Below are 12,254 nucleotides of genomic sequence, written 5' to 3'. Positions count from 1 at the left end.
GCCAGCATCTCACGGCAGATCAGACGTCCTCCCCGAGGCGGCCGCGCCCGGGACGCGGGGACGTTCGCGGGGTACATTCGTGCTGATCTTCTCCTGACCCCCGAGGAGTGAACCCTGTGACGTTGCCTGCCGACAGCCATGTGCACAGCGAGTGGTCCTGGGACACGGCGGGGGGTGACATGGAGCGTTCCTGCGCGCGGGCGGTGGAGCTGGGCCTGCCCGCGATCGCGTTCACCGAGCACCTCGACCACACCGTCTGGACGGTCGACCCCGGCGCCCTCGACGGCTACGACCACCTGCTCGCGCTGACCACACCGGACGGGCACCTCACTCCCCCGGCCTTCGACGCCGCCGGTTACCTGGAGGCGGTCGAGCGGTGCCGCGAACGCTTCCCCGGGCTGCGGATCCTGAGCGGCCTGGAGGTGGGCGAGCCGCACCGGCACGCCGAGGGAGTCGCCCGCGTGCTGGCCGCCGGGCGGTTCGACCGGGTGCTCGGCTCCCTGCACTGCCTGCCCGCCGGCGACGGCTTCCGCGAGCCGCCCGGCCTGTACGCCCGCCGCGCCGCCGCCGAGGTCGTCCGGGACTACCTGGCCGAGATCCCCGAGGTCGTGGCGGGCAGCGACGTGTTCGCCGTGCTGGCCCACGTCGACTACCCGGTGCGGTACTGGCCGCGGGCGGCCGGGCCGTTCGACCCGGCCGACTTCGAGGAGGAGTTCCGGCACGCGCTGCGGGTGACCGCCGGGTCGGGCCGGGCGCTGGAGATCAACACGGTCGTGCCGCTGGACGCGACGCTGCTGCGGTGGTGGCGCGAGGAGGGCGGCCAGGCCGTGACGTTCGGCAGCGACGCCCACGAGCCGTCCGTCGTCGCGCGCCGGTTCCGGGAGGCGGCGGAGCTGGCCCGGGCGCACGGCTTCCGCCCGGGCCGGGACCCGTACGACTTCTGGGGCCGTGCGGGGTGACGCCTACCGTTCCACCAGGCGGGCCCTGATCAGGGCGAGGTCGGCCGGTGGCAGGCCGCCGGCCAGCAGGTACGCCTCCGCGCCGCCGTGCCGGCCGTCCAGGTGGGTCAGGGCGGCGAGCATGGTGTCCGCGGTGACCTCGGCGAACAGGCGCAACGACCTGTCCCGTACGGCGTCGTCGTCCAGAGCGGCGAGGTGGTCGTCGAGGCGCAGGCAGACGGCCGTGACGGCGTAGTCGGCGGCGATGTCCTGACGGGAGACGCCGGCCAGCGAGAGGGCCAGCGCCACCGCGAGCCCGGTGCGGTCCTTTCCGGAATGGCAGTGCAGCAGGACGCCTCCGGCCGGCGCGTGGGCGACGGCCGACAGGACGGCGGCGAACCGGCGGGCGCCCCGGTCGAGGATCACCCGGTAGATGCCGGGCAGGGTGTCGTCCAGCGCCTCCAGGACGTCGTCCTCGTCCCGCAGGACGGGCAGGTGGCGGCGGCCCGGCACGGCGGGGCCCGGGTCGGCCCGGCACTCGGCGGCCAGCCGGAGGTCGGCGACGAGCCGCACGCCGTGGGCCCGCAGCGCCGGGACGGCCGTGCTCCTCGGCCGGTCGCCGCGCACCAGCGCGCCCCAGCGGACGCGCCCGCCGTCCGTGGTCGGCAGGCCGCCGAGGTCCCGCACGTTCTCGCAGCCGGGCCAGCTCAGCACCCGCCCGCCCGCCGACGGCTCCAGGGGCGTCATGCGAGGTCCCGCAGGTTGCTGGTCCAGGCGTCGACGGTGGCCTGCCACTCCTTCGGGTCCTCCGGGCGGCCCGGCACGCCGGGCCGGGTCTGCCACGGCAGCGGCCCCGACTCCCGCCGGTACTCCACCCCGATCGCCTCCAGCCTCGGCAGGTGTGCCGCCAGCCGGGCGCGGAAGTCCTCCAGGTCGCGCGCGGCCGTCGCCCAGACGGTCTCGGCGAAGGCCGCCAGCCGGGGGAAGACCATGTAGTCGATGCGCCGGTTGGAGTCGATCAGCTCCGTCCAGACCCCGCACTGCGCGCCCAGAACCCGTTCCGCGGCGGGGTCACCGCGCAGCTCCCGCGGGACGGGCTCGAAGGCGTAGACGTCCTCCAGGGTGAGCACGGTCCCGAACGGCACCGGCTCGTCCTCCCCGACCCCTTGGCGGTAGTCGAGGTAGACCTGGGTGTTGGAGCAGTTGACGACGTCGTGCCCGCGCCGGGCGGCGGCCACCGCGCCGAGCTCGCCGCGCCAGGACGCCACCACCGCCCCCGGCGCCAGGCCGCCCTCCAGGATCTCGTCCCAGCCGACCAGCCGGCGGCCGCGTCCGGTCAGGAAGTCGTCGAACTGGTGGATGAACCAGCTCTGCAGCTCCTCCTCGTCCCGCAGCCCCAGCTCCCGGATCCGGCGCTGGGCGGACGGGCTCTCCCGCCACTGGTCCTTGCGGCACTCGTCGCCGCCCACGCACACGTACGGGCTGGGGAACAGCTCCAGCACCTCCTCCAGGACGTCGCGGAAGAAGGCGATGGTGGCGTCCTCGGCGTTGAGCACGTTGCGGCCGACGCCCCAGGTGGTGCGGACCTCCGGAGCCGTGCCGAGGTTGCCCAGCTCGGGGTGGGCGGCGATGGCGGCCTGCGTGTGCCCGGGCAGGTCGATCTCGGGCACGACGGTGACGTGGCGGGCCGCGGCGTAGGCGACGATCTCCCTGATGTCGTCCTGGGTGTAGAAGCCGCCGTGCGGGCGGCCGTCCATGGCGCCGTTCCAGCCGGTCCGGCTCTCCCGGCGCCACGCGCCGACCTCGGTCAGGCGGGGGTACCGGCGGATCTCCAGCCGCCAGCCCTGGTCGTCGGTGAGGTGCAGGTGCAGGACGTTGAGCTTGTGCAGGGCCATCAGATCGATGAACCTCAGCAGGTCGTGCTTCGTCATGAAATGCCGGGCGACGTCGAGGAGGCAGCCGCGCCAGCCGAAGCGCGGTTCGTCCTCGATGTACGTGCCCGGCGCGACGAGGGGTTCCGTGCCCGGCGTCCGGCGGAAGGCGGCGGCGGGCAGGAGCTGGCGGAAGGTCTGCGCGCCGTAGAAGGCCCCGGCGGGCCCGCCCGCGTCGATGGCCACGCCGTCGTCGCCCACGCTCAGCCGGTACGCCTCCGGCCCGAGGCCCTCGCCGAGCCCCAGGGTGATCGTCCCCGGGCCCGGCGTGCCGGGCAGCAGCTCACCTCCGGCGACCTGGCTGAGCTCGGCCCGCAGCCAGGCGGCCACCCCGGCGAGCGCCGGATCGGCGGTGAGCGCCGTGCTCGCGTCGAGGACGAACCTCCCGCGCCTGGTCCCGTGCCTGACCGGCCTGGGAACGATCTTCAAGTGAATCTCCTCACTGCCAGACGATGGCGGAGCGAGCCGGACTTTACGAAGGAGCCCTTCATTAATAGCACCGGCATTTCTGAGGTTCAACGCCCAATTTCGGGGAGTTCACCTGAGGGACGGTCGCTGGGATAATCTGTGTTTACAGAGGAGACCTACGTTAAGGACGGCGATGGCGGATCTACGCGGCGGCGACCTGTCACGGCTGCGACAGCTCAACTCGCTGACCGCTATCCGGGCGCTGCGCCGGGCCGGGCCGCTCACGCTGTCGGCACTGGCCGAGCGTACGGGGTTGTCGCGCCCGTCCATGAAGGAGGTCGCCGGCGAGCTGATGGACCTGGGCTGGGTGGAGGAGGTCCCGCCGAGCCCCGGCTCGATGGGCCGGCCGGCCCGCCGCTACCGCTTCCGCGCCGACAGCGGCTACCTGGTGGGCGTCGACGTGGGCGGCCACAACGTGCGCGCCGCCCTGGCCGACCTCGACGGCGAGATCCTGGCCGAGACCCGGCAGCCGGTGCTGCCGGACGCGCCGCTGGAGGAGCGCCTGGCCGCGATCGAGCGGGCCGTCTCCGGCTGCCTGGCGCTCGGCCGCGTCCCGGTGTCCGACCTGTGGACGATCGCCGTCGGCACGATCGGCGTGATCGACGTCGAGGGCCGGGTCATCTACTCGGCCGCCGTCCCCTCCTGGCGCGACCTCGACCTGGCGGGCCGGATCCGCGAGATGTTCCCCTGCCAGGTGCTGATCGAGAACGACAGCCGCCTGGCGGCCATGGCCGAGACCAGGCGGGGCGTCGCCCAGGACGCCAGGGACGTGGTGTTCCTGCACGTCGGCAGGCGCATGGGAGCCGGGCTGATCATCGGCGGCAAGGTCCACAGGGGGTTCGGGGCGGCGGCCGGGGAGATCGCCATGCTGCCCGAGTCCCGCTGGTTCGACGCCCCCGAGCACCTCAACACGTGCGCGGCCGTCCCCGAGGGCACGCCGCCGGAGGACGCGGCCGGCTGCACGCTGGCCGCCGCCAGGAACGGCGACCCGGTCGCGCTGGAGGCCGTCGGGCGCTACCTCGACGACCTGGCCGTGGGCACGGCGGCCATGGTGCTCGTCCTCGATCCGCAGGTCGTGGTGCTGGGCGGCGGGTTCTCGCGGTCGGCGGACGTGCTGCTCGGGCCGCTGCGCGACCGGCTGGAGCGGCGGTGCATGCGCATGCCGGAGGTGCGGGCGTCCACGCTGGGCGACGAGTGCGTGGTGACGGGCGCGATCGAGTACGCCGTCGACCATCTCGACGACCGGCTCTTCACCCCCGAACACGGCCCGCTCCCCCTCACCCGCTGACGTCCGGGGCACGCTGATTGCACGATTTCTGCAATCGGTTGTTGCAGAAATAGCGGCATCACCAGGCAGAACACCGAGCGCGTTTGCAGTTTTACCTGAATGTGTTGACCTTTCATCGGCGTGAAGCCACTGTTACTGCAACCGGTTGGCACCAGCTCGCGCGGCACACCCCCCTTCCACTCCTCCATCGAAACGGAGCTGGACGTGCGCAAGAACCAACCCTCGGCGACAAGGCCGGCGGTCGTGCTGATCACCGGCCTGCTCACCGCGGTCGGCCTGGTCGCCGTACTGAACACGCCCGCGTCGGCGGCCCCCGCCGGCGGGAACTACACGCTGGTCAACGGCGGCAGCGGCCTGTGCGCCACCGTACCGGGTCAGAGCACCGGCGACGGCGTGCAGCTCGCGCAGAACGCCTGCGCCGAGTCCGCCGGGCAGGTCTTCACCCTCACCGCCGCCGGGAGCGGCTACCAGGTCAAGGCCGCGCACAGCGGCAGGTGCGCCGGCGTCCGCGACGCCTCCACCAGCGCGGGCAAGCCCGTGCAGCAGGAGACCTGTACGGGCGCCGCCTCCCAGACCTGGCAGCTCGCCGCCGCCGGCAGCGCGTACCGGATCGTCAACGCCAACGGCGGAAAGTGCCTCAACGTCAAGGACGACTCCACCACCCCGGGCGCGCTGCTGCAGCAGAACTCCTGCGACTCGGCCGCCACCAAGCAGTGGACCCTGAAGCCCGCGGGCGGCGGCCCCACGACCACCCCCACACCGACCCCCACACCGACCCCGACCGTCACGCCCACCGTCCCGCCCGCCGGCGCCCTTTACGTCTCCCCGAACGGCAGGGACGGCGCGACCGGCACCCGGTCCGACCCGACGACGCTCACCTCCGCCATCACCCGCGTCGCGGCGGGCGGCACGATCTACCTGCGCGGCGGCACGTACGCCTTCTCGCAGACGGTCACCATCGCGCCGGGCAACGACGGCACCGCCTCGGCCCGCAAGAAGCTGTCGGCCTACCCCGGCGAGACGCCGGTGCTGAACTTCGCGGCCCAGAGCGAGGACCCGGCCAACCGGGGGCTCGCCGTCAACGGCTCGTACTGGCACCTGTACGGCATCATCGTCGAGCGCGCCGGCGACAACGGCATCTTCGTCGGCGGCAGCGACAACATCGTCGAACGCTCGGAGACCCGGTTCAACCGCGACACCGGGCTGCAGCTCTCCCGCATCGCCTCCGACACGCCGCAGAGCCGGTGGCCGTCCCGCAACCTCATCCTGAGCACGGTCTCGCACGACAACGCCGACTCCGACGGCGAGGACGCCGACGGCTTCGCCGCCAAGCTGACCGTCGGGCCCGGCAACGTCTTCCGCTACGCGGTGTCCCGCAACAACATCGACGACGGCTGGGACCTCTACACCAAGCCCGACACCGGCCCGATCGGCCCGGTCACCGTCGAGGACTCCCTGTCCTACGGCAACGGCACGCTCAGCGACGGCAGCCAGGCCGGGAACGGCGACCGCAACGGCTACAAGCTGGGCGGCGAGGACATCAAGGTCAACCACGTCGTCCGGCGCAACATCGCCTACCGCAACGGCAAGCACGGCTTCACCTACAACCGCAACCCCGGCACGATGACGATCGCCGGGAACGTCAGCATCGACAACACCGAGCGCAACTTCTCCTTCGACGCGGGCACCTCGGTGTTCCGCGACAACACCTCGTGCCGCTCGGGCGGCGGCGCCAACGACAAGATCGTCGGTGACGCCGACGCGTCCGACCAGTTCTGGTCCGGCTCGAACGGGTCCCGCTGCTCCGCCTACGGCGGCGCCCTGAACTGGTCCTTCGCCGCGGACGGCCGCCTGGTGGTGACCTTCGGCGGCGTCCCGGTCGTCCCGGCGGGCTGACCGGCCACCCCACAGGTCCGGGACCTCGCGCGGGGTCCCGGACCTTCGGCGTGCCGGTGGGGTAAACGAGGCGGAAGTGGAAAAGGTGGCCTTGTGAGGGCCTCCCGGTGAGGCCACCGCTTCCCGTACGAAGAAAGAGGAGACGCCATGCCGTCTTCCGCCCTGCACCGTTCCATCCAGGTCGCCGAGCCCGGCGGCGCCATGGCGCAGACCGCGGCGCCGACCCGCGAACCGGGCCCCGGCCAGGTGCGGATCACCGTCGAGGCGTGCGGAGTGTGCCACTCCGACGCGCTGATCATCGGCGGCGCGATCCCGGGCACCGCCTTCCCCGTCACGCCGGGGCACGAGATCGCCGGACGCGTCGACGCGATCGGCGACGGCGTCGCGGGCTGGTCCGTGGGCGACCGGGTGGCGGTCGGCTGGTACGGCGGGAGCTGCGGCCACTGCGACGCCTGCCGGGAGGGCGACGGCGTGCTCTGCCCCGAGCTGCGGGTGCCGGGCGCCGCCTACCCCGGCGGGTTCGCCGACTCCGTCGTGGTGCCGGCCGTCGCCCTGGCCGCGATCCCCGGCGAGCTGACGGCGGCGCAGGCGGCGCCCCTGGCCTGCGCGGGCGTGACCGTGTTCAACGCGCTGCGGCGCAGCTCGGCGCGGCCGGGCGACACCGTCGCGATCCTCGGGCTTGGCGGCCTGGGACATCTGGGCGTGCAGTTCGCGGCCAAGATGGGCTTCGAGACGGTCGCGATCGCGCGCGGCGGCGACAAGGAGCCGCTGGCACGCGAGCTCGGCGCCGCCCACTACGTCGACGGCGCCGCCGAGAAGGCGGCCGACGCGCTGGCGGCGCGCGGCGGGGCCAAGGTGGTGCTGGCGACGGTGACCAGCTCGGCGGCGATGTCCGGCACGATCGACGGGCTGGGCCGGCGCGGCGAGCTCATCACCGTAGGCATCGACACCGAACCGCTCACCGTCACGCCTCTCCAGCTCGTCGGCGGCGCCCGCCGAGTCTACGGGCACGCCTCCGGCATCGCCGTGGACACCCAGGACACGATGAGGTTCGCCGCCCTGAGCGGCGTGCGGGCCTGGACGGAGGAGGTGCCGCTGGAGGAGGCCGCGACGGCGTACCAGCGGATGTTGTCCGGTCAGGCGCGCTTCCGCATGGTCCTGACCACCGGCAACTGAGCGGCGGCGAGCCATGACCGAGTCCTACGACCCGCGCCGCACGGCGGTGCTGCCGGCCGATCCGTACAACGACTTCATCTCCGAGGGCGGCAAGGTGTGGCCGCGGCTGGAGCCGGTGGCGCAGGCGATCGGCCTGCTGGACAACCTGCGCGCGATGATCGCCGCGGCGCGGGCGGCCGGGGTGCGGGTGGTGTTCGTCCCGCACCGCCGCTGAGAGCCGGGCGACTACGAGAGCTGGGCCCATCCGAACCCGTGCGCGACGCGACCGCCGCCTACCTGCCGGAGATGTTGCACGCCGCCCACGAGCTGAACGGCCCCACCTTCGCCCACGCCATCCTCACCACGGAGGAGCTGGTGACGGCGTTCGCCCGAGGCTGACGGGGGCTACGGGGTCAGTGGGTGCTCGGGCGGGTGGCCGTCCAGTAGGAGCGGGTCATCTCGGTGGCCAGGCCGAGCACGACGAGCCCGACGATCCCGTGGTACCAGCGCCAGCCGACGCCGAGGCCGACGAACCCGTCCAGGATCATGATGCCCGCGCCCCCGCCGAGGGCCGCCAGCATCACGGCCAGGGCGGCGAGCACCACGCCTCTCGGCAGCCGGCGGCCCACGGCGGTGACCGTGGCCAGGACGAGGCACGCCCCCAGCACCCCGGAGGCCGCCGCGAACCCCTGCGCCAGGGACGGGTCCAGGAAGTAGCGCGCGGCCTCGGCCGCCGGCACGGGCGGCCCACCGGGGAACCCGAGCCTGCCCTGCACGGCGAAGACGGCCTTGCCCGCCGCGTACCCGAGCATCAGCGCCGCCAGCCCGTACGCCGGCCAGCGCCGCGGACGATGTGAGTCAACCATGCCCGCCACGCTAGGCATCCCCCGCCGCACCACCCTCCCCTTCACGCGTGACCTCCCTCCCCCGCCAGAGGGATTCCTGGGCCCTGGCTCCGTCCGTCGAGGCCCCCTGCAACGCGCACCCTGAGGCGCGGCGGTTCGACAGCCGGAATTCATGCCATTCTTCTTCCGGAAATTCAGGGCTATCGTTTCGCCATCTCACGGATTCAATGTCCGGACATTTCCGTTTCCGGCGTTAATTCATTCCTATGGAGGTGGCTTCATGCCTGCAGGGTTGTGGAGAATCTCGGGCGCGCTCGTGCTCGCCGTACCACTGGCCGTGGCGCCCTCCGTCGCGGCGAGCGCGGCGGACCCGCCGTCGGTGGTGATCGACTCCTCCGAGTCCGCCCCCGGCCTGGTACGGCTGACCGGCCGCTTCACCTCCGCCTACGACGTGTCGGTCGTGGTGGACGGCGAACGCATAGAACGGGCCAAGGTCACCGACCCCGACGCCGACGACACCGGAACCTGGTCCTACGACCTCGACACCAGCGCCCTGGACGGCGAGATCGAGGTCTACGCCAAGGCCACGGCCGCCGACACCCGCTACGGCGCCTGGTCGCCCCCGCTGACCCTGCGCGTGGACAACCCGCGGGCCAGAGCCCCGCGCGTGGCGATCGCCGAGCCCGCCGACGGAGCCCGGCTCACCCGTCCCACGCCGGTCCGGGTGGACGTGGCCGGCGCGGACGTGCGCACGGTCCGGGTCCGCGTCAACGGCGGCCCCTGGCAGCGCGCCGCCGGCGCGGCAGGGCGCTACGTCACGCTGGTGAACCCGGCGCGGTACGGCGACGTCATGGCGAGCCTGGAGGCGGAGGCGGTCGACGCGCGCGGCCACGTGTCCAGGTCGTCCACCACGTACGTGGCGCTGGGCGCGGCGCGGAGACGCGGCGCGGTGCCGCACCGGCAGGACCGGGCGATGTGGATCTGGGAGAAGGCGTCCTACAACCTGGTGCTCAACCCGGGTTCGCGCCGCCTGCTGGAGACCGTCCTGCCCGCCGGATCGACGCTCTACCTGGGCGTGGACACCTACGCCGGGCGCGACATGATGGAGGACGCGCGTCCGGAGCTGCGCGACCTGGTGGCCTGGGCGCACGGCCGGGGCATGAAGGTGCACGCCACCGTGGCCGGCGGGACCCGGCCGCCGTACCTGGGCGCGCTGTCCCGCTACCGCGAGCGCGCCGTCGGGGAGATGGAGCGGGTCCTCGACTACAACCTGTCCTCCAAGCCGGACGAGCGCTTCGACGGGATCAACGTCGACATCGAGCCGTACAGCCTGCCGTGGTTCACCAGCGGCAAGCCCGACGTGCAGATCCAGTGGCTGGACACGCTGCGCGCGATGATCGCCCGCCGGGACGCCTCCGGCCAGCCGCTGCTGTTCGGCCCGGCCGTGCCGCGCTGGCTGGACACCTCCGCCTGCTGCACGGACATCACGTACGGCGGGAACACCCGCACCCTGGCCGAGCACGTCCAGGACCTCAGCGACTACATCGCGATCATGGACTACCGCGACCAGGCGGACGGCGGCGCCGGCATCATCGCGCAGGCGGCCGGCGAGCTGGCCTACGCCGAGCGCATCGGCAAACCGCTGTCGGTCGTGGTCGGCGTGGAGACGCTGGACATCGCGACCAGCGGCGACCCGTCCAGCATCACCTTCCGCGAGGAGGGCAGGAACGCGCTGGAGGCCGAGCTGGCCAAGGTCTCCCAGGCGTTCGCGGGCAGCCCGGCCTACGCCGGGATCGCGCTGCACCACTACGACTCCTACCGGGAGCTGCCCACGGTCTGGGGCCCCTCGGCCGAGTGGCCCGACCCGCCCGCCGACTCCGGGCCGCCCACGGGCGTGGCGTCGCCGCCGCGGGCCGTCGCGTTCGACCACGCCACGGTGGACCTGACGTACGGGCGGGCGCGCGACGACACCGAGGTCGCCCACTACGAGGTGCACCGCTCGACCGAGCCGGACTTCACCCCCGGCCCCGGCACGCTCGCCGGGAAGGCGCGCGGCCTCACCCACACCGACACCGGCCTGCTGCCCGGCACCGCCTACCACTACCGGATCGTCCCGGTGGACGTGGCCGGGCACCGCGGGCCGCCCTCCGCCCCGGTCACCGTGACGACCGGCGCGACGGCCCTGCGTCCCATGGTCGTGGAGTCGATGTCGGTGACCGTGGAGGGCGGCGCGGCCCGCGTACGGCTGCGCGTGGTGGACAAGGAGAGCGGGCAGCCGGTGGCGGCCACGGTGCGCGGGCGGTTCACCTTCTCCGCCGGCCGCTACGTGACGGTCACCGCGGGCGCCGACGGCTGGGCCACCGCGACGTCGGAGGCGCTGAAGCAGCCGACCGGCGAGGTCGGCTTCGCCGGTCACCGCCTGACCGCCGCGGGCCACTACTGGGCCGCCGCCTACGACCGCGACAAGGACGCCACGGCCCGCTGGTGACCCCCGAAAGGATGGAATTCATTCCTAATATGCCGCTGATAACGGAGTGAATTTAGGGTTGACATTACTTCAGAATGACGAGAAGAATCCCGTTATGGAGCCACCTGAAGGAATGAATTCCCTCCCCAGGGGAAGGCGATTCCGCACCCTCGCGGCACGCCTGCGGCAGGAGATCGTGCAGGGCCGCTGGCCGGTCGGCGGCAGGCTGCCGACCGAGTCCGAGCTGGCGCAGACCTACTCGGTCGGGGTCAACACCGTGCGCCGCGCGGTCGACCTCCTGGTCGAGGAGGGGCTCGTCCGCCGCCGGCAGGGGTCGGGCACCTTCGTCACCAGCTCCGTCACCCCGGGGGCCAGGCCGCGTCTCATCGGCGCGCTCGTCCCGTCGAACACCTACTACTTCCCGCAGGTCGTCCAGGGCATCGAGCGGGCGGCCACCGCCGCCGGCGTGCAGCTCGTGCTGGCCTGCTCCAACTACGACCCCGACGTCGAGGCCGGGCAGATCCAGCAGCTCGTCGACGTCGGCGTGGCCGGGCTGCTGCTGGTGCCCAACCTGCACCTCACCGCCGACCCCGACGCCCACCTGGCCCGCCTGCGCGGGCTGCCGGTGCCGTACGTCCTGGTGGAGCGCCGGCCGGCCGACCCCCGCCCGGCCGACCCGACCTCCTACGTCTGCACCGACGTGCACGGCGGCGGCTACGCCGCCGTGCAGCACCTGAGCGGGCTCGGCCGCAGCCGGATCGGCTACCTCGGCCGGCTCGGCACCGCCAGCTCCGAGCAGGTCTTCGCGGGATACCGCCAGGCCGTCGCCGACCTCGGGCTTCCGGAGATCCCGGAGGCCGTGGCCAGGCAGCCCGTCTGGACCGGCCCCGACATGCTGGCCTACGCCAACACGCTGGTCACCGAGAAGGTGCGCGCGGTGGTGTGCCTCGGCGACCGCGAGGCCACCGCGCTCCTGCCCTACCTGCGCCGGGTCGGCCTGACCGTGCCCGACGACATCGCCGTCGTCGCCTACGACGACGAGGTCGCCGACCTGTCGGAGGTGCCGCTCACCGCGGTCTCGCCGCCCAAGGCGGAGGTCGGCCGCATGGCGACCGAGCTGCTGCTGCGCCGGATCGAGCTCGGCGCCGCCGCCCCGGTCTGCCGGGTCGTGCTGCAGCCCCGCCTGGCCGTCCGCGCCTCCTGCGGAGCCGCCTCCGGCAGCCTGGTCGAGGTCCGCGTCCCGACGTGACGCCGGCGTCCCCCTCA

11 protein-coding genes are annotated in these 12,254 nt (G+C 73.3%); 8 read left to right on the top strand and 3 right to left on the bottom strand.

Going from position 1 to position 12,254, the window contains the following annotated elements:
* The first annotated feature begins 116 nt into the window (after nucleotides 1-116).
* Nucleotides 117-959 (top strand): PHP domain-containing protein, encoded by an 843-nt coding sequence (locus tag ACIA8R_RS47460; protein WP_397044504.1) that lies wholly within the window; start codon nucleotides 117-119, stop codon nucleotides 957-959.
* A 3-nt stretch (nucleotides 960-962) separates the two neighbouring features.
* Here the strand turns inward: ACIA8R_RS47460 and ACIA8R_RS47455 are convergent, their stop codons facing one another.
* Both ACIA8R_RS47455 and ACIA8R_RS47450 read right to left on the bottom strand, forming a co-directional pair.
* Nucleotides 963-1,685 (bottom strand): tyrosine-protein phosphatase, encoded by a 723-nt coding sequence (locus ACIA8R_RS47455; protein ID WP_397044502.1) that lies wholly within the window; start codon nucleotides 1,683-1,685, stop codon nucleotides 963-965.
* Nucleotides 1,682-3,298 (bottom strand): beta-N-acetylhexosaminidase, encoded by a 1,617-nt coding sequence (locus tag ACIA8R_RS47450; protein WP_397044500.1) that lies wholly within the window; start codon nucleotides 3,296-3,298, stop codon nucleotides 1,682-1,684. Before ACIA8R_RS47450 ends, ACIA8R_RS47455 begins: the two co-directional genes overlap by 4 nt.
* Nucleotides 3,299-3,470: 172 nt before the next feature.
* Here ACIA8R_RS47450 and ACIA8R_RS47445 point away from each other — a divergent pair, with 172 nt between their 5' ends.
* The 5 genes from ACIA8R_RS47445 (at nucleotide 3,471) to ACIA8R_RS47425 (ending at nucleotide 8,075) form a co-directional block, all read left to right on the top strand.
* The gene (locus tag ACIA8R_RS47445; protein ID WP_364096708.1) at nucleotides 3,471-4,625 is read left to right on the top strand and encodes an ROK family protein; all 1,155 of its coding nucleotides are present in this window, start codon (nucleotides 3,471-3,473) and stop codon (nucleotides 4,623-4,625) included.
* Nucleotides 4,626-4,829: 204 nt separating this feature from the next.
* Nucleotides 4,830-6,521, top strand: coding sequence for an RICIN domain-containing protein (locus ACIA8R_RS47440; protein WP_397044498.1), 1,692 nt, complete (start codon nucleotides 4,830-4,832; stop codon nucleotides 6,519-6,521).
* Between the two features lie 147 nt (nucleotides 6,522-6,668).
* On the top strand, nucleotides 6,669-7,697 hold the full coding sequence (locus ACIA8R_RS47435) for an alcohol dehydrogenase catalytic domain-containing protein (protein WP_364096714.1): 1,029 nt from the start codon (nucleotides 6,669-6,671) through the stop codon (nucleotides 7,695-7,697).
* Nucleotides 7,698-7,710: 13 nt separating this feature from the next.
* Entirely contained in the window at nucleotides 7,711-7,911 is a 201-nt protein-coding gene (locus ACIA8R_RS47430; protein ID WP_397044496.1) for a hypothetical protein, read from the top strand.
* 38 nt (nucleotides 7,912-7,949) lie between these two features.
* On the top strand, nucleotides 7,950-8,075 hold the full coding sequence (locus tag ACIA8R_RS47425) for a hypothetical protein (protein ID WP_397044494.1): 126 nt from the start codon (nucleotides 7,950-7,952) through the stop codon (nucleotides 8,073-8,075).
* 14 nt (nucleotides 8,076-8,089) lie between these two features.
* Here ACIA8R_RS47425 and ACIA8R_RS47420 read toward each other — a convergent pair whose 3' ends face one another.
* Nucleotides 8,090-8,542, bottom strand: a complete 453-nt coding sequence (locus ACIA8R_RS47420) for a hypothetical protein (protein WP_364096720.1) — start codon at nucleotides 8,540-8,542, stop codon at nucleotides 8,090-8,092.
* Nucleotides 8,543-8,801: 259 nt separating this feature from the next.
* Here ACIA8R_RS47420 and ACIA8R_RS47415 point away from each other — a divergent pair, with 259 nt between their 5' ends.
* Both ACIA8R_RS47415 and ACIA8R_RS47410 read left to right on the top strand, forming a co-directional pair.
* Nucleotides 8,802-11,009 (top strand): hypothetical protein, encoded by a 2,208-nt coding sequence (locus ACIA8R_RS47415; RefSeq protein WP_397044492.1) that lies wholly within the window; start codon nucleotides 8,802-8,804, stop codon nucleotides 11,007-11,009.
* Between the two features lie 112 nt (nucleotides 11,010-11,121).
* Entirely contained in the window at nucleotides 11,122-12,237 is a 1,116-nt protein-coding gene (locus ACIA8R_RS47410) for a GntR family transcriptional regulator (protein ID WP_357695511.1), read from the top strand.
* Nucleotides 12,238-12,254 lie beyond the last annotated feature (17 nt).

Origin of the sequence: Nonomuraea sp. NPDC051191 (assembly GCF_044455665.1) — a bacterium.
Taxonomy (GTDB): Bacteria; Actinomycetota; Actinomycetes; order Streptosporangiales; family Streptosporangiaceae; genus Nonomuraea.
Note: the sequence above shows the minus strand (reverse complement) of the source record. Positions and strands in the feature narration are given on the sequence as shown.

Coding starts and splice junctions, on each gene's coding strand:
- ACIA8R_RS47435 (WP_364096714.1), top strand. CDS start 6,669: ATGCCGTCTTCCGCCCTGCACCGTTCCATCCAGGTCGCCGAGCCCGGC.
- ACIA8R_RS47455 (WP_397044502.1), bottom strand. CDS start 1,685: ATGACGCCCCTGGAGCCGTCGGCGGGCGGGCGGGTGCTGAGCTGGCCC.
- ACIA8R_RS47445 (WP_364096708.1), top strand. CDS start 3,471: ATGGCGGATCTACGCGGCGGCGACCTGTCACGGCTGCGACAGCTCAAC.
- ACIA8R_RS47430 (WP_397044496.1), top strand. CDS start 7,711: ATGACCGAGTCCTACGACCCGCGCCGCACGGCGGTGCTGCCGGCCGAT.
- ACIA8R_RS47410 (WP_357695511.1), top strand. CDS start 11,122: ATGAATTCCCTCCCCAGGGGAAGGCGATTCCGCACCCTCGCGGCACGC.
- ACIA8R_RS47415 (WP_397044492.1), top strand. CDS start 8,802: ATGCCTGCAGGGTTGTGGAGAATCTCGGGCGCGCTCGTGCTCGCCGTA.
- ACIA8R_RS47420 (WP_364096720.1), bottom strand. CDS start 8,542: ATGGTTGACTCACATCGTCCGCGGCGCTGGCCGGCGTACGGGCTGGCG.